Here is a 25,526-nt window from a genome sequence, read left to right on the forward strand (position 1 = left end):
GGCCGGGGCGGGCACGTCAGAGGATGCCCGCCCGGCCGGCGGCTGCGATCCAGGACGGGAACTCGGACAGCAGGCGGTCGTACAGCTCCTGGTCGGGGACGGTGCCGATGTCGTCCACGGCGAAGAAGCCGACGTTGTCCACGCGGCGGCCGGGCAGGGTGTCGAACCGCTCGAGCACCCCGTAGTTGGACCGGCCGAGCCCCACGAACTGCCAGAAGACCGGTTCCTCCACCGCCTCCCGCAGCTCCCGCTCGATCTCGTCGTTGCGGTAGACACCGCCGTCGGAGAAGAACAGCACCAGGGTCGGCGCCTGTGCCGGGTTGTCCCGGACGAAGGCCCGGACCTCGGCGATCACCTTCTGCTCCTCGTTCTGGATGCCGACCGCCCGCATGTCGACCTGGTCGTCGTGGAGCCCCTTCTTCCGTCCCCGGCGGAAGAGGCCCACCTCGCCCACCCGCACGTGCAGCCGCAGCCACTCGGGGAGGTCGCCCAGTGTCAGGTCGGGCAGCCGTGCCGGGTTCGAGGCGAAGGTCCAGGCCTGCATCTCACCGTCGTCGTCGAGCTGTGCGGCGACGGCGGCCATGCGTTCCACCACGTCCGCCACCACGCCCTTGGAGTAGAGGAAGGACATGGACCCGGAGGCGTCGAGGACCAGGACGACGCGTGCCGTGACACCGGTGGCGCCGTGTTTGCTCAGGCTGACCGCGACCTGCTCCTTGCGCAGGGACAGCCGCTTGCGCATGTCGACGGGGAGGCGCTCCTCCCCCTTGGTGAGCCGGGGCCCGGGCACCGCCGGAGGGGCCGCCGGTGCGGGCGGCACCGTGGGTGCCGCCGCCGGTGGAGCCTGACGCGGGGTTCCGGCGTGCGGTGCGGGAGGCAGGGGGGTGGAGGGTGCCGCGGCGGTCGGGGCGTCGTCGACCGTGATGCCGAAGTCGGTGGCCAGCCCCGCGAGACCGGCGGCGTAGCCCTGCCCGACCGCCCGGAACTTCCACTTCCCCTGGCGCAGGTACAGCTCGCCGCCGACCAGCGCGGTCTCGGTGCCGGCCGCCATGTCGAAGTGCGCCAGCCCGGCCCCGGTGGCGGCGTCCAGCAGCCGCAGTGACAGCCCCGGCACCTGGCCGAACGTCCCGCCGTCGGAGGAGGCGCACAGGACGATGCGCTCGACGGCGGGCTCCAGCGCGCGCAGGTCCACCTCGACGGTGTCGGTCGTGACACCGGAACCGGACCCGCTCTCCTTGCCCAGGTGCCGCACCGCCCCGGACGCGTGCCGGGGCTGGTTGTAGAAGACGAAGTCGCCGTCGTCCCGTACGCGTCCGGCCGAGGTGAGCAGCAGCGCGGAGGCGTCCACCTCGGGCACACCGGCGCCGGCGGACCAGCTGAGTGCGACCCGCACCGCGGGGGAGTCGACGGCGACATTGGCGCCCTTGCTCAGGGATGTGGCTGTCATGGGCCCAGTCTGCCGAGGCGCGCTCCCCGGCGGGAGGGGGCGGGCCCCGTGCTCCGTCCCTTCTCCCGCTCGCCCGGTTCCCCGCCGGGTACCAGACGCTGCAGCTCGGCACCGGTGGTGTACAGGGCGACCAGCAGCGGCCGCAGGGACCGGCCCGCCTCCGTCAGGTCGTAGCGGGTGCGTACGGGAAAGCCCGGCAGCCGTTCCGCGGTCACCAGGGCCCTCTCCCGCAGCGCCGTGAGGCGTTGGCTGAGCACCTTCGCCGACAGTTCGGGCAGCAGCGTCCGCAGCTCCGTGAAGCCGCGGGGGCCGCCCATCAGCTCGCGGAGCACCAGGGTGGTCCAGCGGCCCGAGACCGCCGCGAGGGCGGCCTCCACGGGGCAGCCGGCCTCGGGGCGGCGGGTGCGACCCCGCGCATCGGGCACCAACTCCTCGTCCCAGGCGTGGCTTTCCGTTTGGTGACCTGCGCTGACGGGCTGTTCGCTTGTCACATGACACATCCCACCAGTGTGCCGCCGGCCACCAGCGCGGCCGAGCTTCCACACGTCTTCGCGCGAGCCTTCAACACCTTCGACCCGCAGGTCCTGGACCAGGTCTACGAGCCCGGAGCCGGCTTCGTCCCCGAACCCGGCCGGCTGGTCACCGGGACGGGCCGGATACGGGCCAACGACGAGTTCCTCCGGCTGCGCGTCCCGATCCGGGTGGCGCCCCGGCACACCTACGTCGTCGGCGATCTGGCCCTGCTGATCGTCGACTTCGCCATCGACGGCGTCGCCGCCCACGGCGGCCACGTCCACATCGAGGGCACCGCGACCGACGTGGCCCGTCGCGGGCCCGACGGCTGCTGGCGCTACGCGATCGACAACCCGTTCGGAGTGGCGACCGCGCCCGAGGCGGCCCCGGCGCCCCGCTGAGCCGGGCGGCCCCGGCGAGGGACCGCCCGGCGTGGAGCCGGTGACGGAGGTTCAGTCGGCCAGCGGGAGGTACACCCGGTTCCCGGCGGCGGCGAACTCCTTCGACTTCTGCAGCATGCCCTCGGCGATCTCGTCGGGAGAGGCGCCTTCGGCGGCCGCCCCGCCGAACCGCTCGTTGATGCTCTGGCTGATCTTCATGGAGCAGAACTTCGGTCCGCACATGGAGCAGAAGTGGGCCGTCTTGGCGGGCTCGGCCGGCAGTGTCTCGTCGTGAAACTCCCGCGCCGTGTCCGGGTCGAGAGCCAGGTTGAACTGGTCCTCCCACCGGAACTCGAACCGGGCGTCCGACAGGGCGTCGTCCCACTCCTGTGCGCCCGGATGTCCCTTGGCGAGGTCGGCGGCGTGGGCAGCGATCTTGTAGGTGATGACGCCGGTCTTGACGTCGTCGCGGTTGGGCAGGCCCAGGTGCTCCTTGGGCGTGACGTAGCAGAGCATGGCCGTGCCCCACCAGGCGATCATCGCGGCACCGATGCCGGAGGTGATGTGGTCGTACGCCGGTGCGACGTCCGTCGTCAGCGGGCCGAGTGTGTAGAACGGAGCTTCGTCGCAGATCTCCTGCTGAAGCTCGATGTTCTCCTTGATCTTGTGCATCGGGACGTGCCCCGGGCCCTCGATCATGGTCTGCACGTCGAACCGTTTGGCGGTCCGGTTGAGCTCCCCGAGCGTGCGCAACTCGGCGAACTGCGCCTCGTCGTTGGCGTCCGCGATCGATCCCGGCCGCAGGCCGTCGCCGAGGGAGTACGTGACGTCGTAGGCGGCGAGGATCTCGCAGAGCTCCTCGAAGTTCTCGTACAGGAACGACTCCTTGTGGTGCGCCAGGCACCAGGCGGCCATGATCGAACCGCCGCGCGAGACGATGCCGGTCTTGCGGTTCGCGGTCAGCGGCACGTAGGCCAGGCGCACGCCCGCATGGACGGTCATGTAGTCCACACCCTGCTCGGCCTGCTCGATCACCGTGTCCTTGTAGACCTCCCAGGTCAGTTCCTCGGCCTTGCCGTCGACCTTCTCCAGGGCCTGGTAGAGCGGCACGGTGCCGATGGGCACGGGGGAGTTGCGCAGCACCCACTCGCGGGTGGTGTGGATGTTGCGACCGGTGGAGAGGTCCATGACCGTGTCGGCGCCCCAGCGGGTCGCCCAGGTCATCTTCTCGACCTCCTCCTCGATGGAGGACGTCACCGCCGAGTTGCCGATGTTGGCGTTCACCTTCACCAGGAACCGCTTGCCGATGATCATCGGCTCGATCTCCGGATGATTGACGTTGGCCGGCAGCACGGCCCGGCCCGCGGCGATCTCCTCACGGACCACCTCTGGCGCGACGTTCTCCCGGATGGCGACGTACTCCATCTCGGGCGTGATCTCGCCCCGGCGGGCGTACGCGAGCTGCGTCACCGCCGTGCCGCGGCCGCGGCGCGGCTGACGCGGGCGCCCGGGGAAGACCGCGTCCAGATTGCGCAGGCCTCCGCGTGGCGAGGTGTGCTTGATCCCGTCGTCCTCGGGCCTGACGGGCCGGCCCGCGTATTCCTCCGTGTCGCCACGGGCGACGATCCAGTTCTCCCGCAGTGCCGGCAACCCCCGGCGGACGTCGGTGTCGACGAGCGGATCGGTGTACGGGCCCGACGTGTCGTAGAGCGTGACCGACTGCCCGTTGGTGAGGTGCACCTGGCGGACCGGCACCCGCAGGTCGGGGCGCGAACCCTCGACGTACGCCTTGTGCCAGCCGATGGACTTCCCGGTCTCCGCGGACTCCGCCTCGGCGGAGTGCTGGGTGGAGACAGGCGTGCGTGCGTCCTTGATGGTCATGAGACCTACTCCCTACGCCGGCATTACCCGGTAACAGGTTCAGCGGTCGACGCAGCCGTTTCCGTCCGGCGATGCCTCGTGGTCAACATCACTCGACTTCGGTGATGTTTCCCGTGAAACATCGCTGGGACGGAGGTCAGCGCCCTCTCAGCCCGGTGCTCCGAGCTCCCGCGTGTACAAAGGTGCCCCCACGCTAGCGTCGATTCGGGCGCGGTGAACAGGGGGCCCCTCTCGTTCTTGCGATGATCGGTCGGTGACCACGACCCAGCAGCCCCCCTACCCGCCGCACGAACCCCGCCGCGGCCCGGGCGCGCCGTCGGGCGACGGGCGTGTACACGACCCTGCCCCCGGTGGGGAGCACTCCGGCAGCGGCGGGCACGGCGGCAGTGGGGGGCACGCACACGGACACGGACACGGGCCCGCGGCTCCCGTCTCGCGGCATCTGCGGAAGGTCATCGCGGCGGTCCTCATCCCCTTCGCCGCCGCGGTGCTGGTCGGGCTCGCCGTGCTCTGGCCGGGCGGCGCGCCACCGCACGAACGCACCGGGGTCGGCTTCGACCGGCAGACGCAAGAGGCCACGGTCACCAAGGTGGACAGGCTGAGCTGCCAGTCCGTCAACGCGTCGGGGGGCGTCCCGACCGGCGACACCTCCACCGCGGAGGGCTCCTCCGCGGCGCAGCAGGCGAAGGGCGACTGCAAGCGGGCGACGATCCGCGTCGACACCGGCGGGGACAAGGGCCGCACCTTCCAGGAGATCGTGCAGCCGGACCAGACACGCCAGTTGCACGAGGGCCAGAAGGTGGTCGTCGCCTACGAACCCTCCGCGCCGAGGGACCTGCAGTACTCGGTGACCGACATCGACCGCGGCTTTCCGATGGCCCTGCTCGCCGGCATCTTCGCGCTGGCCGTCGTGGTCGTCGGCCGGCTGCGGGGTCTGATGGCCCTGGTCTCGCTGGCCATCAGCTTCGTGCTGCTGAACTTCTTCATCCTGCCCGCCATCCTGCAAGGCTCGAATCCCCTGCTGGTGGCGGTGATCGGGTCCAGCGCCATCATGCTGATCGCGCTGTATCTGTGCCACGGGCTGTCGGCGCGGACCTCCGTGGCGGTGCTCGGCACCCTGGTCTCCCTGCTGCTGATCGGTGTCCTGGGGTCGCTGTTCATCGGCTGGGCGGCGCTCACCGGCAACACCGACGACAACACCGGCCTGATCCACGGCCTGTATCCGTCGATCGACATGAGCGGCCTGCTCCTCGCCGGGGTCATCATCGGTTCGCTCGGTGTCCTCGACGACGTGACGGTCACCCAGACGTCGGCTGTCTGGGAGCTGCACGAGGCCAATCCGACGATGGGCTGGCGCGGCCTGTACCGCGCGGGCATCCGCATCGGCCGCGACCACATCGCCTCCGTCGTCAACACCCTCGTCCTCGCGTACGCGGGCGCCGCGCTGCCGCTGCTGCTGCTCTTCTCGATCGCGCAGAGCAGCGTGGGGACGGTCGCCAACAGCGAGCTGGTCGCGGAGGAGATCGTGCGCACGCTGGTGGGCTCGATCGGCCTGGTGGCGTCCGTGCCGGTCACCACCGCCCTCGCGGCCCTGGTCGTCTCGGCCGACCGTCCGGCGGGGCTTACGGCCGGGCAGAGCGCGGGGGCGGCGGACACGGGCCGGGCGCCGGCGCGGGGCGGGCGGGGCCGCCGCCGCAAGCGCTGAACCGCCCGTGGGCCCACTCTCTGCAGGTGGGCCCACTCGCAGTCCGTGAACCTGTTCGTACCTAGCCGGCCCGCGCCTGAAGAAGCGTTCCTGCACAGGCGGACAACCCACCGAGGCGTCGAGCCACCGACCGGGGGCCGCCGGAACGGTTCAGCCCGCGCTCTGCTCTTCCGCGAGGATGCGGTCCAGGGCCTCGTCGAGGTGGGCGTCGAAGTCGGCGAGGGCGCCCTCCTGCCCCAGCGGCACCAGCTTGTCGGTCCGGTCGAGGAAGGCCACCAGCGGCGCCGCCGAAGAACGGAACAGCGCCTGGTCACTGCCCACCTGAAGGCGGATCAGCACCTCGGCCGGCGGGCCGGGGTCGACGGGTGCGATGCGCACGTCGCCGTCGCCGCACGGCGTACCCACCCCGTCGACCAGCAACTCCCGTCCGAAGGCCCAGGTCACCGGGGCATCGCCGGGCAGATGGAAGGTCAGCCGCACCGCGTAGGGATCACAGGTCTGGTAGCGCAGCTCCACCGGGATGCGGAAAGAGAGCTCCTCCGACACGAGAAAGCTCATCATGACCTCTGCCTGTACGGACTCGCCCATCGCCTACCCCGTCATTCGCCGTCGACTGTCCGGGAATCAAACCTCTAACACTGGTGGCATCTTGCTCAACGTACACACCAGATCACAAGGAGTGAGTTTTCAGATACTGATAGAGAGCGCGAGCGACCCCAGGAACCGTCCCATCTCGCCCTGCAGTCGCTGCGCCGCGGGCAGCAGCCGGTCGGCCTGGTGGGCGGGCAGCGAGAGGGCCATCGTCGCGGCCGTGGTGCCCATGGTGATCGGAATCGCCGCGCAGACCGTCCCCAGGGCGTATTCCTGGCGCTCGGTGACCGGCGTCATCCGCCGGGTGCGTTCCAGTCGTTTCATCAGACCGACCTCGTCCCGCACCGTGTACGGCGTCACGGGGTTCACCGGATAGCGGTCGAGGTGATCACGGCGGGCGGCCTCGTCCAGCTGTGACAGCAGGCATTGCCCGATGGCGTGCGCGTGCCCGGTCTCGCGGAAGTCCGCCCACTCCTCCACCGCGGGATTGCCCGGGGTGTCGGAGACGCACAGGATCTCGATCTCGCCGTCGCGGTACATGGCGTAGTAGACGGGCACGCCGATCGCGTCGCGCCAGCGCGCCAGTGCGTCGACGACCGTGCTGCGACGTTTCTGCTCGGCCCCGCTGCTGCTCAGCCGCTCGGCCGCCTCCCCGAGGAAGAACAGGCCCTTCTCGCGGCGCAGATATCCCTCGTGCACGAGGGTGCGCAGCAGGTGGTACGCCGTGGGCAGCGCCAGCCTCGTCTCCCGGGCCAGCTGCTTCGCGGGGGCTCCGTACTCGTGCTCCGCGACGCACTCCAACAGGCGCATCGCGCGCTGCACCGAGCCGATGAGGGTGACCGCGGGCGGCGGCGCGGCCGCGGCGGGGGGTGTCCGGGGTGCCGAGCGGGGCTGCACGGGCAGTGCGTGCGGCGGTACGAATGCGGTGTCGGCCGTGGCCAAGGGTCACTCCCGGAACGCGAGGGGGCAGCCCGTGCGGGGAGACACGGGTGGGGTACGCCGCTCGCGGGGTCGCCCCCGCGTGGAGTTCCGGACTCTAACCGCCGGTCACCGCGTGCCGACGGCCCGTCCGGAAAACTTCCCCCGCGCGAGGGAACCGGTGATTCCTGTTACCGGCCCCGGTGCCCCGCGGCCCTCACCAGTCGCTGCGTGACGAGGAGCTCGACATGAACTTGCGGACTACGTAGATCAGTCCGCCGACGAGCGCGACGAAGACGAGCAGCTTGAACAGCAGTCCGATCACGAAGCCGACCACGCTGGCGATCAGCCCGCCGAACACGACCAGGGCGATGACCGGCACCGCGATCCACTTCACCCACCACGGCAGTCCCGTGAAGATCTCTCGCATCGCCCTCGTCCTTACCTCTCCGCCCGTCCGGGTGCCGGGCCCTTGGGCGGCCCGGCACCCCGCGGGGAATTCCTGAAGTCCTGCACTCGATGCTAGGGCCGCGAGGGCCCCGGCAGGACTCTCGCAGCCCTTGTCTCCCCCTGACCGATCCCCTAGGGAACCCCGGGGCGGCGGGTCAGCTCTCCGGCGGAGAGAACACCACGAGCACCCTCAGGTCCTCGCTGATGTGGTGGAACTTGTGGGCGACTCCGGCCGGCACGTACACCACGCTGCCGCGGGCGACCTCGGTGGTCTCCAGCCCCACGGTGATCGCGGCGCGGCCGCTGACCACGAAGTACACCTCGTCCTGCTCGTGCGGCTTCTGCGGATCGGCCGTGCCCGCGTCGAGCGCGTACAGGCCGACGGACATGTTCCGCTCGCGCAGGAACTGCAGATAGGCACCGTCGTTGGCGGCACGCTCCGCCTCCAGTTCGTCCAGCCGGAATGCCTTCATCGCCTCGTCCGCCCCTGCCTCGCCGTTCGATTCCGATCGCGTCTGCCACGATCAGACACATGAAGAATTTTCTAGTCAAGACGGTCGCCAACGCGGGCGCCCTGGCGGTCGCCGTGTGGCTGCTCGACAAGATCACCCTGACCGGGGGCGGCACCGGCGAGAAGGCCGCCACGCTGATCGTGGTCGCCCTGGTGTTCGGGGTGGTCAACATGCTGGTGAAGCCGATCGTGCGGGTGCTGACCTTTCCGCTGTTCGTCCTCACCCTCGGCCTGTTCACGCTGGTGGTCAACGCGCTCATGCTGTTGCTCACGTCGTGGCTGGCCGACGTTCTCGACCTCAGCTTCCACGTCGAGGGCTTCTGGACGGCCGTCCTGGGCGGCCTGATCATCTCGGTCGTGTCCTGGGCCCTCAACGCGTTCCTGCCCGACAAGGACTGAGCCCATGACCTACCGCGTCTGTTTCGTCTGCACGGGCAACATCTGCCGCTCCCCGATGGCCGAGGCCGTCTTCCGCGCGCGCGTGGCGGAGGCCGGGCTCGAGGGCCTCGTCGAGGTCGACAGCGCCGGCACCGACGGATGGCACGAGGGCGAGGGCGCCGACCCGCGCACCATGGCCGTCCTGGAGGAGAACGGCTACGGCCTCGACCACACGGCCCGCCGGTTCCGGCCCTCCTGGTTCGGGCACCTCGACCTCGTCGTCGCCCTCGACGCGGGTCACCTGGGGGCGCTGCGGCGGCTCGCGCCCACGGAGCAGGCCGCGGACGCGGTACGGCTGCTGCGGTCGTACGACCCCGCCGCCGGCAGCGGGGACCTCGACGTGCCCGATCCCTATTACGGGGGTGCCGACGGCTTCGAGGAATGCCTTGAGATGGTGGAGGCGGCGAGCGACGGACTGCTCGCCGCCGTACGTGAGCACATGAAGGGACGGGCGGCATGAACGATTCCGCTGTCGACAACGGGGGAGCACCGGGCGAGGACGCGTCCGCCGGGGACGGCACGCGCGCGGTGCGCGCCGGGCTGCCCGAACCGGTCAAGCACGAGCCGACCCTGCCCGGGCCCGTGTTCGCCGCGCATTTCCACCTCCCGGGCGACCCCACCGGTCCGTACACCTACGGCCGCGACGAGAACCCCACCTGGACCCACCTCGAGCGCGCCATCGGCGAGCTGGAGGCCCCCGGGCGGGACGACACCGAGACGCTCGTGTTCGCCTCGGGCATGGCCGCGATCTCCTCGGTGCTCTTCTCCCAGCTGCGCGCGGGGGACGTGGCCGTACTGCCCGACGACGGCTACCAGGCACTGCCCCTGGTCCGCGCCCAGCTGGAGACGTACGGCATCGAGGTGCGCACCGCGCCGACCGGCGGTGACGCCCAGCTCGGCGTCCTGGACGGGGCGAAGCTGCTGTGGATCGAGACGCCCTCGAACCCGGGGCTCGACGTGTGCGACGTCCGGCGGCTCGTCGAGGCGGCGCACGTCGGCGGCGCCCTGGTGGCCGTCGACAACACGCTCGCCACTCCGCTGGGGCAGCGCCCGCTGGAACTCGGGGCCGACTTCTCCGTGGCCAGCGGGACCAAGCAGCTGACCGGGCACGGCGACATCCTGCTGGGGTACGTCACCGGCCGCGACACCGAGGCCATGGCCGCGGTACGACGCTGGCGCAAGATCGTCGGCGCCGTCCCCGGGCCCATGGAGGCCTGGCTCGCGCACCGCTCGATCGCCACCCTCCAGTTGCGCGTCGAGCGGCAGAACGCCACCGCGCTGAAGGTGGCCGAGGCCCTGCGGGAGCGGCCCGAGGTGACCGGCCTGCGGTATCCGGGACTGCGCGACGACCCCGCGCACGAGGTCGCCGCGCGGCAGATGCGGCGCTACGGGTGCGTCGTCTCCTTCACGCTGCCCTCGCGCGCGCGTGCCGATCGTTTCCTCGAGGCCCTGCGGCTCGTGGACGACGCGACGAGCTTCGGCGGGGTGCGGTCCACGGCCGAGCGGCGCGGACGCTGGGGCGGCGACGCGGTGCCGGAGGGCTTCATCCGTCTCTCGGTCGGCGCGGAGGACCCCGAGGACCTGGTGGCGGACCTGCTGCGCGCGCTGGACAAGTCGGCGGGCTGAACCCCGGCGCCCAGCCGCCGGGCGGTGTCCGGCCGCACACGGCGGACGGTCCGAGCCTCCCCCCTCGTGGCTCGGACCGTCCTCTCGGTTCCGCGCGCGAAGAACCGCGTGAGCAAGGCTAGTTGACTCTGTGTCAGTGTCCAATCACGGTAGCGACAGCGACCTATCGACATATTTATGGTTGAGGACGGCCGGGGCGTCGGGAACGGCGGAGAAGGGGGAGGTCGTCCGTGGATCTGGCCTTGCTGCGCACGTTCGTGACCGTCCACCGGGCCGGCAGCTTCACCCGTGCCGCCGCTCTGCTGGGTCTCTCCCAGCCTGCCGTGACCTCACAGATCCGGACCCTGGAGCGACAGCTCGGCCGGCCCCTGTTCCTGCGGCAGGCCCGAGGCGTGACCCCGACGACCATCGGCGACGAACTCGCCCACAAGGCCGCCCCGCACCTCGACGCGCTGGTGGAGATCGCCGAGACCGGCGCCGACGACGAGTTCCTGGTGCGGACCCTTCACCTCGCCGGACCCCCCGAGTTCACCGCCGAGCGGGCACTGCCCGCGCTCACGGAGCTCACCCGGGAGGACGGACAGGGTTTCGCGCTGCGCGCCGTCTTCGTGAACGCCGAGGAGGCACTGGAGGGCCTGGCCGCCGGACATCATGATCTGGCCATCGGTACCGCCCGGCCGCGCGGCGCCCTGCTCACGGCGACTCCGCTCTGCGACGAGGAGCACGTCCTGGTCGCCGCGCCTCGCTGGGCCGCGCAGACCGGCGCCGGAGAGCCCCGCCGCGCCTCCGCACGGGGCCTGGCGCATGTGCCCGTGGTCGAGGTGCACGAGTCGCTGCCCTTCGTCACCCGGTACTGGGCGTCCGTCTTCGACACCTGCCCGGCCACCCCGGGGACCGTCGTCGTTCCCGACCTGCGTGCGGTGCTCACCTGCGTGATCGCGGGTGCCGGGCTCGCGGTGCTGCCCCGCTACCTGTGCGCCGGCGCCCTGTTACGCGGGGACGTCGTCGCCCTGCACGATCCGGCGGTGCCGCCGCTGCGGACGTACTTCCTGGTGGTGCGCACCGGCACCCTGGCGTTGCCGCACATCGCCCGGGCCCACGAGTGGCTGCTGCGCGCGGCGGGGGACTGGAACTGAGCAGAAGCGCACGTCTGCGATGTTTCACGTGGAACCAACCGGGCCACATTTCTCCCATGACCGTCCGACCCGTGGTCAAGCGCACCGCCCGCGCCGTCCTCCTGGACGGCGGTGATCTGATCCTGATCAAGCGCACCAAGTCCGGTGTCGATCCCTACTGGGTCACTCCCGGGGGCGGGGTCGAGCCCGAGGACACGACTGTCGTCGACGCCCTGCACCGCGAGGTGTACGAGGAACTGGGCGCCAAGATCACCGACGTGGTTCCCTGCTTCGTCGACACCGTGGAGCACATCGGCGAGGACGGCGGGGCGACCGGCGTGAAGGTGCAGCACTTCTTCGTCTGCCGCCTGGAGTCCATGGATCCGGCCCTGCGGCACGGTCCCGAGGTCGACGAGCCCGCCGGCGAGTACGAGATCGTCCGGATTCCCTTCACCCGGGTCGGTATCGCCTCCGTTCACCTGGTACCGCTGTCGTTGCGGCACTATCTGGACGGCAACATCGAGGGCGTACGCGCGATGCACGCCCCCGACCTCGGCTGAAGCCCACGACGCCGCGCGCCGGACACAGAACATCCACCGCCTGCCGGGACGTCGCACGCTCTGCCATGACATGGCCAAAAGCTCACACGTCCCATGGCAAACAGGTGGACGCGGACGGCTCCCGTCGGACAGCCTGACCTGCGTGGTGACTCCTTCCCTCTCCTCCTTGCCGATCCGCCGTCTGACGCTCCGCGATCTCACCGCCTGCGCCGACTTGTCCGAGGACCGGGGGTGGCTACGCGAAGAACACAAGTGGGGCTTCCTTCTCACCGCCGGGAAGGGGTACGGCATCGACGACCCCGAAGGCGGTCTCGTCAGTGCCTGCACCGTCACCGAGTACGGCCCCGTCGAGCGGCCGTCCCTCGCCGCCATCGGCATGGTGCTGGTCGCCGAGCGGCATGCCCGCCAGGGGATCGGACGCCGGTTGATGCGGCACATCGTCTCGGCGCAGGGCACCACTCCCCTGACGCTGCACGCGACCCCCAACGGCCGCCCGCTCTACGAGGAGCTCGGCTTCAAGTGCACGGGCCGGGTGGAGATGATGCGCGGGCGCTTCACCCCGGGCGGGCCCGAGCCGCGGATCGCCACACGGGCGGCCACCGCGGAGGACCTCTCCGCCATCCTCCGGCTCGACGAGGAGGTCTTCGGCGCCGACCGCACCCACATCATCACGCGCCTGCCCGCCTTCGCCGACCAGCTGTGCGTAGCCGAGGAGGGCGGCCGGCTCATCGGGTACGCCGCCGCCTGGCCCAACATGGACACCCACGTCGTGGGGCCGCTGATCGCCCGCGACACCGAGACGGCCAAGGCGCTCGTCACCTGGCTCGCCGCCCGCACCGACCGGCCGCTGCGCACCGACATCGACGTACGGCACGAAGAGCTGCTGGCATGGGCGCACGAGCGCGGCCTCGCCCCGGTCTTCCCCAGCGCGGTCATGACGTACGGGATCACGGAGCTGCCCGGGGACTGGACCCGGCGCTTCGCCCCCCTGACCGTGGCGGCGGGCTGACCGCTGCGGGCCGGGTACGGAAGGGATCTCCCGTCGAACGGGGGGACGGCCCTTCGCTCCCGGGACTAAATAGTTGCACGCGCTTGTTACGAGCAAACGCCAGAAATTGTGTGCCTGGTCTACCCTTGTCTCAGCCGCTCCGGGACGGAGGAACCACATGACAGCGACGGACCCCGCGCTCACCGCCCTCTCCCAGGGCTGGTGCGCCCTTTCCCTGCTGCACGGGAGGATCGAGGCCCGTATCGAGCGCGCCCTGCAGTCCGGGCACGACCTGAGCGTGCGTGAGTACTCCCTGCTCGACGTGCTCAGCCGGCAGCACGACGGCGACGGAGGTCATCTGCAGATGAAGCAGGTCGCCGACGCCGTCGTCCTCAGCCAGAGCGCCACCACCCGCCTGGTCACCCGCCTCGAGGACCGCGGCCTGCTCGAACGCTACCTGTGCCCCACCGACCGTCGCGGCATCTACACCAACGTCACCGCCGAGGGCCTGAAGCTACTGAACGAGGCCCGGCCCACCAACGACGCCGCCCTGCGCGAGGCTCTCGACGAGGCGGCCAGGAACCCCGAGCTGGCTCCGCTGGTCCGGGCGGTGGAGACGCTCAAGGCACCGGTGGCCGCATGACCGAAGCCGGCGCGGGCGTGTCCTCGCCGGCTCTCCCTGCGTAAGGTGCGGCCATGGGAGATCTTGAAATACGCCGCACCGTCCAGGACGACATTCCCGCGATCGTCGCGATGCTCGCCGACGACCCGCTGGGCGCCCGGCGCGAGTCACCGGACGACCTGAGTCCCTACCTGGCCGCCTTCGAACGGCTCAGTACCGATCCCCACCAGCACCTGGTCGTCGCCGTCCGCGAGGGCCGCGTCGTCGGCACGCTCCAGCTAACCGTCGTTCCCGGACTCTCCCGGCGCGGCGCCACACGCTCGATCATCGAGGGCGTACGCATCCACGCCGACGAGCGGGGCACCGGACTGGGCACCCAGCTCATCGAGTGGGCCGTCGCCGAATCGCGTCGGCTGGGGTGCCGTCTGGTCCAGCTCACCTCGGACAAGACCCGTACGGACGCCCACCGCTTCTACGAACGCCTCGGCTTCTCGGCCTCGCACACGGGCTTCAAGCTCGAACTCTGATTCCGGCGTGTGCGTGGCGGGGCGCTGTTTCACGTGGAACAGCGCACACCGCGGCCCCGGCGCCCCTAGCCGATGCCCCGCCACCCTTCCGGGTCCACCCCTCCCGGTACGGAGGCTCCTTCGTCGTAGGGCCGGCGCGTGAGGACGAACGAGCCGAGGTCCAGATGGCTCACGGTCCCGTCCTGGCGCCGTACGGCCCGCAGAAGCTCACCGGCGTAGTAGCCCTCCAGCCCCGTCCAGGTGCCGTCGCCGTTCGCCCGGAAGCGCGAGCGGCGGCCCTGGCCCGACAGCGGCTCCAGCGAGACGCCCCCGGCGGGGGTCAGCCGCAGCGCGAAGGCCTGGGTCCCCCAATACCACTGCCCGGTCAGCTCGAGCACGGAGGCGTCGACGTCCGGCAGCGGCCGCCACGGCTCCGGGATCCGCGGTTCGGCCTCCGCGACGATCCGCACGAGGTCCGCCCCCACTGCGGATGTCAGCGGCCCGGATGTGCAGTTGGTCAGCACGACCGCCGCCACGTCGTCCTCGACACCGATGGTCAGGTTGGCCAGGAAGCCCGGCAGGGAGCCGGAGTGGCCCACGAGCAGCCGTCCGTCCCGGTACTGGATCTGCAGACCCAGTCCGTACGTCACGCCGTCCGCGACATCAGCGGCCTCGGCCGGCGCCGCGGGCGTCCGCATCTCCCGCACCGTCTCGGCGCTCAGCACCTTGTCGTCGCCCCTCGTCAGGAAGACGGCGAACCGGACCAGGTCCCCGGTCGTGGACCAGAGCTGACCGGCGGGAGCCATCCGTCCGAGGTCCTCGACGGGCTCCGCCAGCATCACGTCGGCCCACGGATGCACGGCCCAGCCGCCGGCGTGAGGCGCCTGCGGGCGCGTGGTCGTACGGTTCAGACCCAGCGGCTCCAGCACCTCCCGGCGCAGCACCTCTTCCCAGGGAGCACCGCGCAGTCGCTCGACCAATGCGCCGAGCAACGTGTAGCCGGGGTTCGAATAGTGGTGCCGACGGCCGACCGGATGCAGAAGAGGCTGCTTGCCCAGCACGTCGGCCAGCTCGGGGCGCAAGGAGCCGGGGGTCCGTTCCCACCAGGGCGCGGGGGACTCCGCGGCCAGTCCTCCGGTGTGCGCGAGAAGACCGGCGATCGTGGCCTCCCCCGCTCCCGTGCCCGGCAGATGCTCCTCCAGCCGGTCCCCGAGGTCGAGCAGACCCTCGTCGCGCAGCCGCAGGACGAGCACGGCGGTGAAGGTCTTGGTGATCGAGCCGATCCGGTACTGCACGTTCTCGTCCGGCCCGTGCCCGTCGACCGATGTCCGCGCCCCGTGCCACACGGCCCGTCCGTCCCGCACCACGGCAGCGACGAGCGAGGGCGTACGCCCTTCGATCTGGGCGACGGCGATCCGGTGCAGCAGCGCGCGGCGAGTGGCGGGAAGCAGTTCTTCCTGAGGTGTCGTCATGCCCCCAGTCCAGCGGGCCGCACACCCCGCGTCGAGTCGATTTCCCCTGGCGGGCGGGTCAGGTCTGCGCCATGTCCACGAAGCGCGAGTAGTGGCCCTGGAAGGCGACGGTGATGGTAGCCGTCGGACCGTTTCGGTGCTTGGCCACGATCAGGTCGGCCTCGCCCGCGCGCGGGGACTCCTTCTCGTAGGCGTCCTCACGGTGCAGCAGGATCACCATGTCGGCGTCCTGCTCGATGGAGCCGGACTCACGCAGGTCGGACACCATCGGCTTCTTGTCGGTGCGCTGCTCGGGGCCACGGTTCAGCTGGGAGAGCGCGATGACGGGAATTTCCAGTTCCTTGGCCAGGAGCTTGAGGTTACGGGACATGTCCGAGACCTCCTGCTGACGGCTCTCGGCGCGCTTGGACCCACCGGACTGCATCAGCTGGAGGTAGTCGATGACCACCAGTTTGAGATCGTTGCGCTGCTTGAGCCGACGGCACTTGGCGCGGATCTCCATCATCGACAGGTTGGGGGAGTCGTCGATGTAGAGCGGCGCGGCCGAGACGTCCGGCATCCGGCGGGCCAGACGCGTCCAGTCGTCGTCCGTCATGGTGCCGGACCGCATGTGGTGCAGGGCGACACGGGCCTCGGCGGACAGCAGTCGCATCGCGATCTCGTTGCGTCCCATTTCGAGCGAGAAGATGACGCTCGGCAGGTTGTTCTTGATGGAGGCGGCCCGCGCGAAGTCCAGCGCGAGCGTCGACTTGCCCATCGCGGGACGCGCGGCGATGACGATCATCTGGCCCGGGTGCAGGCCGTTGGTGAGCGAGTCGAAGTCGGTGAATCCCGTGGGCACGCCGGTCATCTCACCGCTGCGGGAACCGATCGCCTCGATCTCGTCGAGCGCGCCCTCCATGATGTCGCCCAGCGGCAGGTAGTCCTCGCTGGTGCGCTGCTCGGTGACGGCGTAGATCTCGGCCTGGGCGCGGTTGACGATCTCGTCCACGTCGTCGTCGGCCGCGTATCCCATCTGGGTGATCCGGGTGCCGGCCTCCACCAGGCGGCGCAGCACGGCACGCTCGTGCACGATCTCCGCGTAGTAGGCGGCGTTCGCGGCCGTGGGCACGGTCTGGACGAGCGTGTGCAGGTACGAGGCACCGCCGACCTTGTTGATCTCGCCGCGCTTCGTGAGCTCGGCGGCGATCGTGATCGGGTCGGCCGGCTCCCCCTTGGCGTAGATGTCGAGGATCGCCTGGTAGATCGTCTCGTGGGCCGGCTTGTAGAAGTCGTGGCCCTTGAGGATCTCGACGACGTCCGCGATGGCGTCCTTGGAGAGCAGCATGCCGCCGAGAACGGACTGCTCCGCCTCGAGGTCCTGCGGAGGCACCCGCTCGAACGCGGAGGGTCCCGCGCCGTCCCACGCACCGTTGTCCCGGCCGCGCTCGTGCTGGTCGTCACGGCTCCTGGCGCTGTCACCCCGACGGCGGGAAGCGGGCAGACGATCACTGGGACCGCTGTCGGCCCACGGGTCGTCCAAGGGCTCGGAAATGCTCACCGAGCCACCTCCTCCCGTCCGCCGCGCGGACCTCGCCGTGCTCCTCAGTTCTACGACACGGCACTGACAAATAAGACGCCCAACTCCGGTTCTGAGGCGTCGGTTTTGTGATGGTTCACAAGCCGTCGGACGGAGCAGGCGCCGGACCACCGTAGGCCCGCGGGCACCGTCAGCCAATCTGGTTATCCACAGGCCATGTGGACGACTGGCCAGATGCTGTGGACAACTCCTCCAAAGCTGTGCACGACTCGGTGGACAGCCCTGTGAACAAGCGCTCCCCAACACCTAGGACATGCCTCTGACCTGCGACTTCACCCATCCACGGGCTGTGCAGAAGAAAAACTTTCCCCGGCGGACCAAGATCATCAGCAACCGCACACAAGTGCACACCGGATGAGCGGGAAAGTAAGGGGTACTCGGGCTTTGCATCTCTTACCTGTGGACGATTAGATTGGTGCTCATGACACAGGCCCCCGTGCGCTCCCGCACCGCCCGGCGCCGGCACGACCGAGAGATCGTCGCGCTGGCCGTCCCGGCCTTCGGCGCGCTCGTCGCCGAGCCGCTCTTCGTCATGGCCGACAGTGCCATCGTCGGCCATCTCGGTACGGCACAACTCGCCGGACTCGGCATCGCCTCGGCTCTGCTGACCACAGCCGTCAGCGTGTTCGTCTTCCTCGCCTACGCCACCACTGCGGCCGTCGCCCGGCGCGTCGGGGCAGGTGATCTGCAGTCCGCCATCCGGCAGGGAATGGACGGAATCTGGCTGGCCCTGCTGCTCGGCGCGGCCGTCATCGCCGTCGTCCTGCCCACGGCCCCTTCCCTGGTGGACCTGTTCGGCGCCTCCGAGACCGCCGCTCCGTATGCCGTGACCTATCTGCGGATCTCCTCGCTCGGTATCCCGGCCATGCTCGTCGTGCTCGCCTCGACCGGTGTCCTTCGAGGACTGCAGGACACCCGGACCCCGCTCTACGTGGCCGTCGCGGGCTTCGTCGCCAACGCCGTTCTCAATGTCGCGCTCGTCTACGGCGCCGGCCTCGGCATCGCGGGCTCCGCCTGGGGAACGGTCATCGCCCAGCTCGGTATGGCCGCGGTGTACCTAGGGGTGGTCATCCGCGGAGCACGCCGGCACGGTGCGTCGCTGCGCCCGGACGCCGCCGGCATCCGGGCTTCCGCACAGGCCGGGGTACCGCTGCTCGTCCGCACCCTCTCGCTGCGGGCGATCCTCATGATCGCCACAGCCGTGGCGGCTCGTCTCGGAGACGCCGACATCGCGGCCCATCAGATCATCCTGTCCCTGTGGAGCCTGCTGGCCTTCGCCCTCGACGCGATCGCCATCGCCGGGCAGGCCATCATCGGGCGCCACCTGGGAGCCGGTGACACCCGAGGTGCCCGGGAAGCCTGCCGAAGGATGGTCGAATGGGGCATCGCGGTCGGATTCCTTCTGGGCCTGCTCGTGGTGCTGGCCCGGCCGGCGTTCCTGCCCCTGTTCACCAGTGACTCCTCCGTCAAGGACACTGCCCTGCCCGCACTGGTGATCGTGGCCCTCTCCCAGCCGGTCTGCGGTGTGGTCTTCGTCCTGGACGGGGTGCTGATGGGCGCGGGGGACGGCCCGTACCTCGCCTGGGCGATGCTGCTCACCCTGGCGGTCTTCACCCCCGCCGCCCTCCTCGTCCCGGTCCTCGGTGGCGGGCTCACTGCGCTGTGGGGGGCCATGACCTTGATGATGACGATGCGCATGCTGACGCTGTGGTGGCGTACGCGCTCGGGCGACTGGATCGTCACCGGCGCGACGCGCTGACCGTTTCACGTGGAACACGTCGTTTCACGTGAAACTGCGCCCGGCCGCCGACTCAGCGGCTGTCATGACAATGGGGCCGTACTCCCAACCGGGAGTACGGCCCCATGTCATCGCTTCAGCGAGAGCCAGGCTCAGGCGGAAACAACCTCGAGGCTGACCTTGGCGGCAACCTCGGGGTGCAGACGCACGGACGTCTCGTGAGCGCCCAGGGTCTTGATCGGCGAGCCGAGCTCGATGCGGCGCTTGTCGACCTCGGGACCACCGGCGGCCTTGATCGCCGAAGCGACGTCGGCCGGGGTGACGGAACCGAAGAGACGACCGGCGTCGCCGGAGCGGACGGCCAGGCGGACCTTGACACCCTCGAGCTGGGCCTTCACCTGGTTGGCCTGCTCGATGGTCTGGATCTCGTGGATCTTGCGAGCACGACGGATCTGCTCGACGTCCTTCTCGCCGCCCTTGGTCCAGCGGATGGCGAACTTCCGCGGGATCAGGTAGTTGCGAGCGTAGCCGTCCTTGACGTCCACGACGTCGCCCGCGGCACCGAGGCCGGAGACCTCGTGGGTGAGGATGATCTTCATGAGTCGGTCACCCTTCCCTTATCGCGCGGTGGACGTGTAGGGCAGCAGCGCCATCTCACGGCTGTTCTTGACGGCCGTGGCGACGTCACGCTGGTGCTGCGTGCAGTTGCCGGTCACGCGGCGGGCACGGATCTTGCCGCGGTCGGAAATGAACTTCCGCAGCATGTTCGTGTCCTTGTAGTCCACGTACGTGACCTTGTCCTTGCAGAAAGCGCAGACCTTCTTCTTCGGCTTGCGCACAGGCGGCTTAGCCATGATGTTTCTCCTGTGTGATCAAGAAGTGTGGGTGGAGCCCGCCCTAGAAGGGGGGCTCGTCCGAGTAGCCGCCACCGCTGCCGGAGCCACCGCCCCAGCCACCGCCGCCGCCCTGGTTGCCACCGGCGGGAGCGCCCGTGGCCCACGGGTCGTCGGCGGGAGCGCCGCCGCCCTGCTGGCCACCGCCGGGGCCGCCGCCCCAGCCGCCGCCACCCTGGCCCTGGCCCTGGCCGCCACCACCGTAGCCACCCTGGCCACCGCGGCCCGAGGTCTTGGTGACCTTGGCCGTGGCACTGCGCAGGCTGGCACCGACTTCGTCGACGTCCAGCTCGTAGACCGTGCGCTTGACGCCCTCACGGTCCTCGTAGGACCGCTGCTTCAGCCGGCCCTGCACGATGACGCGCATGCCTCGCTGGAGCGACTCGGCGACGTTCTCCGCCGCCTGGCGCCAGACCGAGCAGGTCAGGAAGAGGCTCTCGCCGTCCTTCCACTCGTTCGTCTGGCGGTCGAAGGTGCGGGGGGTCGACGCGACACGGAACTTCGCGACGGCCGCACCGGACGGGGTGAAGCGCAGCTCGGGGTCGTCGACAAGATTGCCGATGACCGTGATGACGGTCTCGCCTGCCATGGGGGAACCTCTCGGCGGGTTTGCTGCTGGCTGCTTGTGCTGCTACTCGAATCCCGGATTCAGCTGAGCGGAAGGCTCAGTGCATCTCGGGACGGAGGACCTTGGTCCGGAGGACCGACTCGTTCAGGTTCATCTGGCGGTCGAGCTCCTTGACGACCGCAGGCTCGGCCTGCAGGTCGATGACCGAGTAGATGCCCTCGGGCTTCTTCTTGATCTCGTACGAGAGACGACGACGGCCCCAGGTGTCGACCTTCTCGACCTTTCCGCCGCCGTCACGGACGACAGAGAGGAAGTTCTCGATCAGCGGGGAGACAGCACGCTCCTCGAGATCGGGGTCGAGGATGACCATCACCTCGTAGTGACGCATGTGGAACCCACCTCCTTTGGACTCAGCGGCCACGGTCGTTCCGTGGCAGGAGGGTTGCGATGCGTTGGCACCGGCATCAGCGAGTAAACCAGGCCCCACTGACAATCGGCCTTCTCCGAGGAGGCGGCCCGGCCGGGGTCTGGCAGCAGACACCAGTGCAGAAGGTACAGAGTACCTGGCCCATGGCTCGCGGTTGAAATCCGGTCGCGAGGGGACCCAATCTGTACACAACGGACATGCAGGGCGAAGACGGACCGCCTTCGGCTGGAGGTTCCCCATGGCACAGATCACGCGACCCGCCAAACCCAGGACCGGCCTGCTGGCCACGGACGGCAAACGGCACCCGCTCCAGGACACGCTGATGGCCGTGACCCTGGCGCTCGGCGTCATCTCCCTCGTCACCGCGGGCTTCCCGGGACTGCACCTCCTGACCTCCTGGGCCGGACTGGCCGGTGTCCTGACCGGCGGGTACGGCCAGTTCATCTCCGTGACGACCCGAGAGCGCTTCGGCCTGGTGCTGGGTATCGGCGCTTCCGCGGTCGGCCTCTACTTCGGCATGGCCCACGGCGGGCTGTTCGGCTCCTTCGGGGGGTTCGTCGGCGGCTGATCCACGGACCGCGCCGGCCCGCGCGGGACGGCGCGGTCCCCCAGTACGCCGGACGGGGCGCTCACAGGGCGCAGTAGGCTTCGCGCGAGAGCCGGAGCCCCTGAACCCATGGGGACACACCAGCCCGAGGAGCGCCCCGAATGAGCCTGACCCTGAGGACCATCAGCCGCGAGCAGCATCTGGCCTACATCCAGAGCCTGCCGGCGGCGAGTCACATGCAGGTCCCGGCCTGGGCGGACGTAAAGGCGGAATGGCGCTCGGAGAACCTCGGCTGGTTCGACGACCGGACGGGTCAGCTCGTCGGCGTGGGCCTGGTGCTGTACCGGCAGCTGCCCAAGATCAAGCGGTACCTCGCATACCTTCCCGAGGGCCCGGTCATCAACTGGTACGCGCCCAACCTCCAGGAATGGATGGAGCCCATGCTGGCGCACCTGAAGCAGCAGGGCGCCTTCTCGGTGAAGATGGGCCCGCCGGTGATCATCCGGCGCTGGGACGCCGCGTCGATCAAGAAGGGCATCCAGGACCCCGACGTCAAGCGGCTGCGCGACATAGAGGCCGACCACATCGAGCCGCGTGCCTTCGAGGTGGCCGACAAGCTGCGCCGCATGGGCTGGCAGCAGGGCGAGGACGGCGGCGCGGGCTTCGGTGACGTACAGCCCCGCTACGTCTTCCAGGTGCCGCTGGCCAACCGGTCCCTCGAAGAGGTCCACAAGAACTTCAACCAGCTGTGGCGCCGCAACATCAAGAAGGCCGAGAAGGCCGGCGTAGAGGTCGTCCAGGGCGGTTACCACGACCTCGAGGAATGGCAGCGCCTGTACGAGATCACGGCCGTGCGCGACCACTTCCGGCCGCGTCCGCTGTCGTACTTCCAGCGCATGTGGGCGGCCCTCAACAACGAGGACCCCAACCGCATGCGGCTGTACTTCGCCCGGCACAACGGCGTGAACCTGTCCGCGGCGACGATGCTGGTCGTCGGCGGGCACGTCTGGTACTCGTACGGCGCCTCCGACAACATCGGCCGCGAGGTCCGGCCCTCGAACGCGATGCAGTGGGCGATGCTGCGGGACGCCTACGCCCTCGGCGCCACCGTGTACGACCTGCGAGGCATCTCGGACTCCCTGGACGAGAGCGACCACCTCTTCGGCCTGATCCAGTTCAAGGTCGGCACGGGCGGGCAGGCGGCGGAATACCTCGGGGAGTGGGACTTCCCGCTGAACAAGCTGCTGCACAAGGCGCTCGACATCTACATGTCGCGCCGCTGAACCACACCCCCCGCTCCAGTAGCGTCGGGAGCGGCTCCACAGCTCCGACGCGTTCCCTTCCCTTTGACACACCGCAGCCACCAGAAAGGTTCCAGGTCCGGCCATGGCGCTCACGCTCTACGTCGACACCGCGCGCTGGCGGGCGCACCACAAGCACGTGCAGGAGCAGTTCCCCGGGCTCGTCCCGGTCTGCAAGGGCAACGGCTACGGCTTCGGACACGAACGACTTGCGGAGGAGGCCACGCGCCTCGGTTCCGACGTCCTCGCCGTGGGCACGACCTACGAGGCCGCCCGGATCAAGGACTTCTTCGGCGGCGATCTGCTGGTGCTGACGCCGTACCGGCGTGGCGAGGAGCCGGTGCCGCTGCCGGACCGGGTCGTGCGCTCCGTCTCCTCCATCGACGGCGTGTACGGCCTGGTGGGCGCGCGGGTGGTCATCGAGGTGATGTCCTCGATGAAGCGGCACGGCATCAGCGAGCAGGACCTGCCGCAGCTGCACGCCGCCATAGAGAACGTCCGGCTGGAGGGCTTCGCCATCCATCTGCCGCTGGACCGCACCGACGGCTCGGACGCCGTCGAGGAGGTCATCGGGTGGATGGACCGGCTGCGTGCGGCCCGTCTGCCGCTGCACACGATGTTCGTCAGCCACCTCAAGGCCGACGAACTCGCCCGCCTCCAGCAGCAGTTCCCGCAGACCAGGTTCCGCGCGCGCATCGGGACGCGGCTGTGGCTGGGTGACCACGAGGCCACCGAGTACCGCGGCGCCGTGCTGGACGTCACCCGCGTGGCCAAGGGGGAGCGCTTCGGCTACCGGCAGCAGAAGGCGGCCTCCGACGGCTTCCTGGTGGTCGTGGCGGGCGGTACCTCCCACGGCGTGGGCCTGGAGGCGCCGAAGGCGCTGCACGGTGTCATGCCGCGTGCCAAGGGCGTCGCCCGAGCGGGTCTGGCCACGGTCAACCGGAACCTGTCGCCGTTCGTCTGGGGCGGCAAGCAGCGCTGGTTCGCGGAACCGCCGCACATGCAGGTGTCGATCCTCTTCGTGCCCTCGGACGCACCGGAGCCGAAGGTCGGTGACGAGCTGGTGGCACATCTGCGCCACACCACCACGCAGTTCGACCGCATCGTCGACCGCTGACGGTCGCGGAGCCGGAGCCCCGGAGAACCCCGGAAGGGCCGTACACGGTTGCCCGTGTACGGCCCTTCTCACGGTCCGGAGAACCGTCGGCGGCGAGCACCCGCCGGCCCCGGTTCGCTCAGAGCGAACCCCCCGGCTGCCGCCCGGCGCCCCATTCCACCAGGGAGCCCTCGAGGTGATCCGTGGGCTGTGGCGGACGAGCCGCGGGACCGAGGACGAAGACGTCCTCGGCGCCGTCCAGCACACCGCCCGAGGGATCGTCGTCGCCGGTCCGCCGGACCGGGTCCCGGTCGGGCAGGAGGATGTCGCGGACGACCATGACGCACAGGTACAGCGTCCCCAGCAGATGGATGCCGATGGTCCAGTGGTAGCCGTCCGTCGGCAGGCCCTTGTGGGCGTCTCCGCTGGTGGTGTAGGCGAGGTACATCCAGATGCCCAGGAAGTAGGCCACCTCGCAGGCCTGCCAGATCAGGAAGTCCCGCCACTTCGGCCGGGCCAGCGCGGCGAGCGGCACGAGCCACAGGACGTACTGCGGCGAGTAGACCTTGTTGGTGAGGACGAACGCCGCGACGATGAGGAAGGCGAGCTGGACGAACCTCGGACGTCGCGGGGCCGTTAGCGTGAGCGCGGCGATGGCGCCGCAGCACAGCAGCATCAGGAGCATGGCCAGTGTGTTGACGGTCTCGGTGCTGGGCGGGTCGTCCGTGTTCTGGACGATGATCAGCCAGAAGGACCCGAAGTCGACGCCGCGTTCCTGGCTGAACCGGTAGAACTTCGACCAGCCGTCGAACGCGAAGAGCATCACCGGCAGGTTCACCAGGAGCCAGGCGCCGGCCGCTCCCCCCAGAGCCTTGCCGAACTCCCGCCACTTGCCCGCACGCCAGCAGAGCACCAGCAACGGGCCGAGGATGAGGAAGGGGTAGAGCTTGGCGGCCGTGGCCAGCCCCAGCAGCACACCGAAGGCCACGGCACGCCCCCGCGCCCACATCAGGATCGCGGCGGTCGTCAGGGCGACGGCCAGCAGGTCCCAGTTGACGGTCGCGGTGAGCGCGAGCGCGGGCGCCAGCGCGACCAGCAGGCCGTCCCAGGGGCGCCTGGTGTGCATGCGGGTGACGCAGACGGCGATGACGGCCGCGCACACCATGAGCATCCCGGCGTTGACCATCCAGTACCACTGTTCCTGGTCCTGGACGGAGCCGCTGCCCGGGGTGAGCCAGGACGCCACTTCCATGAACAAGCCGGTCAGCACCGGGTACTCGAGGTACTCCATGTCGCCGGGGAGCTTGTCGAAGTAGGGCACGAGCCCGTCGACGAACCCACGGCCCTGGTAGAGGTGCGGAATGTCCGAGTAGCAGGCATGCGTGTACTGGGAGCTGGCACCGAAGAACCAGGCCCCGTTGTAGCAGGGCGCCTTCTGGACCAGGCCGAGGGCGAACATGCCGATCGCCACGAGCGCGATCACGCGCACCGGGGTCCACCAGGATGTCCCGAGCAGGGCACGCCGGCCGAGAGGGCCGCCGATCAGCTCACTGCCTGCCGCGGCGACCGCGTCCTCCCTGCTCGGCGGCACCCGATCCGGTTCGTGCACGCTCGGTGGCGTCGATTCTGCACTGGGCATGGGGCACATCCTGCC

The 25,526-nt window shown here is 70.0% G+C and carries 28 protein-coding genes; 14 read left to right on the plus strand and 14 right to left on the minus strand.

Annotation, left to right across the window (positions count from 1 at the left end; all coding sequences use genetic code 11):
- Positions 1–16 precede the first annotated feature (16 nt).
- Together AC0VYN_RS35020 and AC0VYN_RS35025 are read right to left on the minus strand one after the other, a co-directional pair.
- Positions 17–1,447 (minus strand): VWA domain-containing protein, encoded by a 1,431-nt coding sequence (locus tag AC0VYN_RS35020; RefSeq protein ID WP_475534203.1) that lies wholly within the window; start codon positions 1,445–1,447, stop codon positions 17–19.
- Positions 1,444–1,872, minus strand: a complete 429-nt coding sequence (locus AC0VYN_RS35025) for a winged helix-turn-helix transcriptional regulator (protein WP_475534204.1) — start codon at positions 1,870–1,872, stop codon at positions 1,444–1,446. The genes AC0VYN_RS35020 and AC0VYN_RS35025 overlap by 4 nt, the downstream gene beginning before the upstream one ends.
- A gap of 66 nt (positions 1,873–1,938) precedes the next feature.
- On the opposite strand from AC0VYN_RS35025, the gene AC0VYN_RS35030 reads away from it, so the two are divergent.
- Positions 1,939–2,361, plus strand: a complete 423-nt coding sequence (locus tag AC0VYN_RS35030) for a YybH family protein (protein WP_475534205.1) — start codon at positions 1,939–1,941, stop codon at positions 2,359–2,361.
- Between the two features lie 51 nt (positions 2,362–2,412).
- On the opposite strand, the gene thiC is transcribed toward AC0VYN_RS35030, so the two are convergent.
- The gene (gene thiC, locus AC0VYN_RS35035) at positions 2,413–4,221 is read right to left on the minus strand and encodes a phosphomethylpyrimidine synthase ThiC (RefSeq protein ID WP_475534206.1); all 1,809 of its coding nucleotides are present in this window, start codon (positions 4,219–4,221) and stop codon (positions 2,413–2,415) included.
- Positions 4,222–4,474: 253 nt separating this feature from the next.
- Here thiC and AC0VYN_RS35040 point away from each other — a divergent pair, with 253 nt between their 5' ends.
- Positions 4,475–5,926 (plus strand): YibE/F family protein, encoded by a 1,452-nt coding sequence (locus AC0VYN_RS35040; protein WP_475534207.1) that lies wholly within the window; start codon positions 4,475–4,477, stop codon positions 5,924–5,926.
- A gap of 150 nt (positions 5,927–6,076) precedes the next feature.
- Here the strand turns inward: AC0VYN_RS35040 and AC0VYN_RS35045 are convergent, their stop codons facing one another.
- The 4 genes from AC0VYN_RS35045 to AC0VYN_RS35060 all read right to left on the minus strand — a co-directional run bounded on the left by AC0VYN_RS35045 (position 6,077) and on the right by AC0VYN_RS35060 (position 8,358).
- Positions 6,077–6,514 (minus strand): SsgA family sporulation/cell division regulator, encoded by a 438-nt coding sequence (locus AC0VYN_RS35045; protein ID WP_385459233.1) that lies wholly within the window; start codon positions 6,512–6,514, stop codon positions 6,077–6,079.
- 99 nt (positions 6,515–6,613) lie between these two features.
- The gene (locus tag AC0VYN_RS35050) at positions 6,614–7,339 is read right to left on the minus strand and encodes an IclR family transcriptional regulator (RefSeq protein ID WP_475537047.1); all 726 of its coding nucleotides are present in this window, start codon (positions 7,337–7,339) and stop codon (positions 6,614–6,616) included.
- Between the two features lie 313 nt (positions 7,340–7,652).
- A complete protein-coding gene (locus AC0VYN_RS35055; protein ID WP_007388908.1) occupies positions 7,653–7,865 on the minus strand; it encodes a DUF5326 family protein in 213 nt (70 codons plus the stop codon).
- 175 nt (positions 7,866–8,040) lie between these two features.
- Positions 8,041–8,358: a cupin domain-containing protein gene (locus AC0VYN_RS35060; RefSeq protein ID WP_385459235.1), complete on the minus strand. Its 318-nt coding sequence runs from the start codon at positions 8,356–8,358 to the stop codon at positions 8,041–8,043.
- A 59-nt stretch (positions 8,359–8,417) separates the two neighbouring features.
- On the opposite strand from AC0VYN_RS35060, the gene AC0VYN_RS35065 reads away from it, so the two are divergent.
- The 8 genes from AC0VYN_RS35065 (at position 8,418) to AC0VYN_RS35100 (ending at position 14,272) form a co-directional block, all read left to right on the plus strand.
- Positions 8,418–8,795, plus strand: a complete 378-nt coding sequence (locus AC0VYN_RS35065) for a phage holin family protein (protein WP_475534208.1) — start codon at positions 8,418–8,420, stop codon at positions 8,793–8,795.
- Between the two features lie 4 nt (positions 8,796–8,799).
- A complete protein-coding gene (locus tag AC0VYN_RS35070; protein WP_475534209.1) occupies positions 8,800–9,294 on the plus strand; it encodes a low molecular weight protein-tyrosine-phosphatase in 495 nt (164 codons plus the stop codon).
- Positions 9,291–10,460, plus strand: coding sequence for a cystathionine gamma-lyase (locus AC0VYN_RS35075; protein ID WP_475534210.1), 1,170 nt, complete (start codon positions 9,291–9,293; stop codon positions 10,458–10,460). The genes AC0VYN_RS35070 and AC0VYN_RS35075 overlap by 4 nt, the downstream gene beginning before the upstream one ends.
- Before the next feature lie 230 nt (positions 10,461–10,690).
- Positions 10,691–11,596, plus strand: coding sequence for a LysR family transcriptional regulator (locus AC0VYN_RS35080; protein WP_475534211.1), 906 nt, complete (start codon positions 10,691–10,693; stop codon positions 11,594–11,596).
- Positions 11,597–11,652: 56 nt separating this feature from the next.
- Positions 11,653–12,135 carry an NUDIX domain-containing protein gene (locus AC0VYN_RS35085; RefSeq protein ID WP_475534212.1) on the plus strand — a complete coding sequence of 161 codons (483 nt, stop codon included), beginning with the start codon at positions 11,653–11,655 and terminating at the stop codon, positions 12,133–12,135.
- A gap of 142 nt (positions 12,136–12,277) precedes the next feature.
- Positions 12,278–13,144, plus strand: coding sequence for a GNAT family N-acetyltransferase (locus AC0VYN_RS35090; RefSeq protein ID WP_475534213.1), 867 nt, complete (start codon positions 12,278–12,280; stop codon positions 13,142–13,144).
- Between the two features lie 157 nt (positions 13,145–13,301).
- A complete protein-coding gene (locus tag AC0VYN_RS35095) occupies positions 13,302–13,766 on the plus strand; it encodes a MarR family winged helix-turn-helix transcriptional regulator (RefSeq protein WP_385459248.1) in 465 nt (154 codons plus the stop codon).
- Between the two features lie 53 nt (positions 13,767–13,819).
- Positions 13,820–14,272, plus strand: a complete 453-nt coding sequence (locus AC0VYN_RS35100) for an N-acetyltransferase family protein (RefSeq protein ID WP_475534214.1) — start codon at positions 13,820–13,822, stop codon at positions 14,270–14,272.
- A gap of 65 nt (positions 14,273–14,337) precedes the next feature.
- On the opposite strand, the gene AC0VYN_RS35105 is transcribed toward AC0VYN_RS35100, so the two are convergent.
- Both AC0VYN_RS35105 and dnaB read right to left on the minus strand, forming a co-directional pair.
- Positions 14,338–15,723 carry a serine hydrolase domain-containing protein gene (locus AC0VYN_RS35105; RefSeq protein WP_475534215.1) on the minus strand — a complete coding sequence of 462 codons (1,386 nt, stop codon included), beginning with the start codon at positions 15,721–15,723 and terminating at the stop codon, positions 14,338–14,340.
- Positions 15,724–15,781: 58 nt separating this feature from the next.
- Complete coding sequence (dnaB, locus tag AC0VYN_RS35110; protein ID WP_385459254.1) at positions 15,782–17,263, minus strand: replicative DNA helicase; 1,482 nt, start codon at positions 17,261–17,263, stop codon at positions 15,782–15,784.
- 460 nt (positions 17,264–17,723) lie between these two features.
- On the opposite strand from dnaB, the gene AC0VYN_RS35115 reads away from it, so the two are divergent.
- Positions 17,724–19,061 carry an MATE family efflux transporter gene (locus tag AC0VYN_RS35115; protein WP_475534216.1) on the plus strand — a complete coding sequence of 446 codons (1,338 nt, stop codon included), beginning with the start codon at positions 17,724–17,726 and terminating at the stop codon, positions 19,059–19,061.
- A gap of 131 nt (positions 19,062–19,192) precedes the next feature.
- On the opposite strand, the gene rplI is transcribed toward AC0VYN_RS35115, so the two are convergent.
- From rplI to rpsF, 4 genes are all read right to left on the minus strand, one after another.
- Entirely contained in the window at positions 19,193–19,639 is a 447-nt protein-coding gene (rplI, locus tag AC0VYN_RS35120; RefSeq protein ID WP_385459258.1) for a 50S ribosomal protein L9, read from the minus strand.
- A gap of 18 nt (positions 19,640–19,657) precedes the next feature.
- The gene (rpsR, locus tag AC0VYN_RS35125; RefSeq protein WP_003949403.1) at positions 19,658–19,894 is read right to left on the minus strand and encodes a 30S ribosomal protein S18; all 237 of its coding nucleotides are present in this window, start codon (positions 19,892–19,894) and stop codon (positions 19,658–19,660) included.
- Between the two features lie 43 nt (positions 19,895–19,937).
- Positions 19,938–20,522 carry a single-stranded DNA-binding protein gene (locus AC0VYN_RS35130; RefSeq protein ID WP_475534217.1) on the minus strand — a complete coding sequence of 195 codons (585 nt, stop codon included), beginning with the start codon at positions 20,520–20,522 and terminating at the stop codon, positions 19,938–19,940.
- A gap of 76 nt (positions 20,523–20,598) precedes the next feature.
- Complete coding sequence (gene rpsF, locus AC0VYN_RS35135; RefSeq protein ID WP_077798159.1) at positions 20,599–20,889, minus strand: 30S ribosomal protein S6; 291 nt, start codon at positions 20,887–20,889, stop codon at positions 20,599–20,601.
- Positions 20,890–21,166: 277 nt separating this feature from the next.
- On the opposite strand from rpsF, the gene AC0VYN_RS35140 reads away from it, so the two are divergent.
- From AC0VYN_RS35140 to AC0VYN_RS35150, 3 genes are all read left to right on the plus strand, one after another.
- Complete coding sequence (locus AC0VYN_RS35140; protein WP_475534218.1) at positions 21,167–21,496, plus strand: hypothetical protein; 330 nt, start codon at positions 21,167–21,169, stop codon at positions 21,494–21,496.
- 140 nt (positions 21,497–21,636) lie between these two features.
- Positions 21,637–22,758 carry a peptidoglycan bridge formation glycyltransferase FemX gene (femX, locus tag AC0VYN_RS35145; RefSeq protein WP_127444086.1) on the plus strand — a complete coding sequence of 374 codons (1,122 nt, stop codon included), beginning with the start codon at positions 21,637–21,639 and terminating at the stop codon, positions 22,756–22,758.
- Between the two features lie 103 nt (positions 22,759–22,861).
- Positions 22,862–23,893 carry an alanine racemase gene (locus tag AC0VYN_RS35150; RefSeq protein ID WP_385459265.1) on the plus strand — a complete coding sequence of 344 codons (1,032 nt, stop codon included), beginning with the start codon at positions 22,862–22,864 and terminating at the stop codon, positions 23,891–23,893.
- Positions 23,894–24,011: 118 nt separating this feature from the next.
- On the opposite strand, the gene AC0VYN_RS35155 is transcribed toward AC0VYN_RS35150, so the two are convergent.
- The gene (locus AC0VYN_RS35155; RefSeq protein ID WP_475534219.1) at positions 24,012–25,520 is read right to left on the minus strand and encodes a glycosyltransferase family 87 protein; all 1,509 of its coding nucleotides are present in this window, start codon (positions 25,518–25,520) and stop codon (positions 24,012–24,014) included.
- Positions 25,521–25,526 lie beyond the last annotated feature (6 nt).

The sequence above is a fragment of the Streptomyces sp. 63XJN7_1_ISO-PGPR-S23-121 genome (assembly GCF_056173025.1).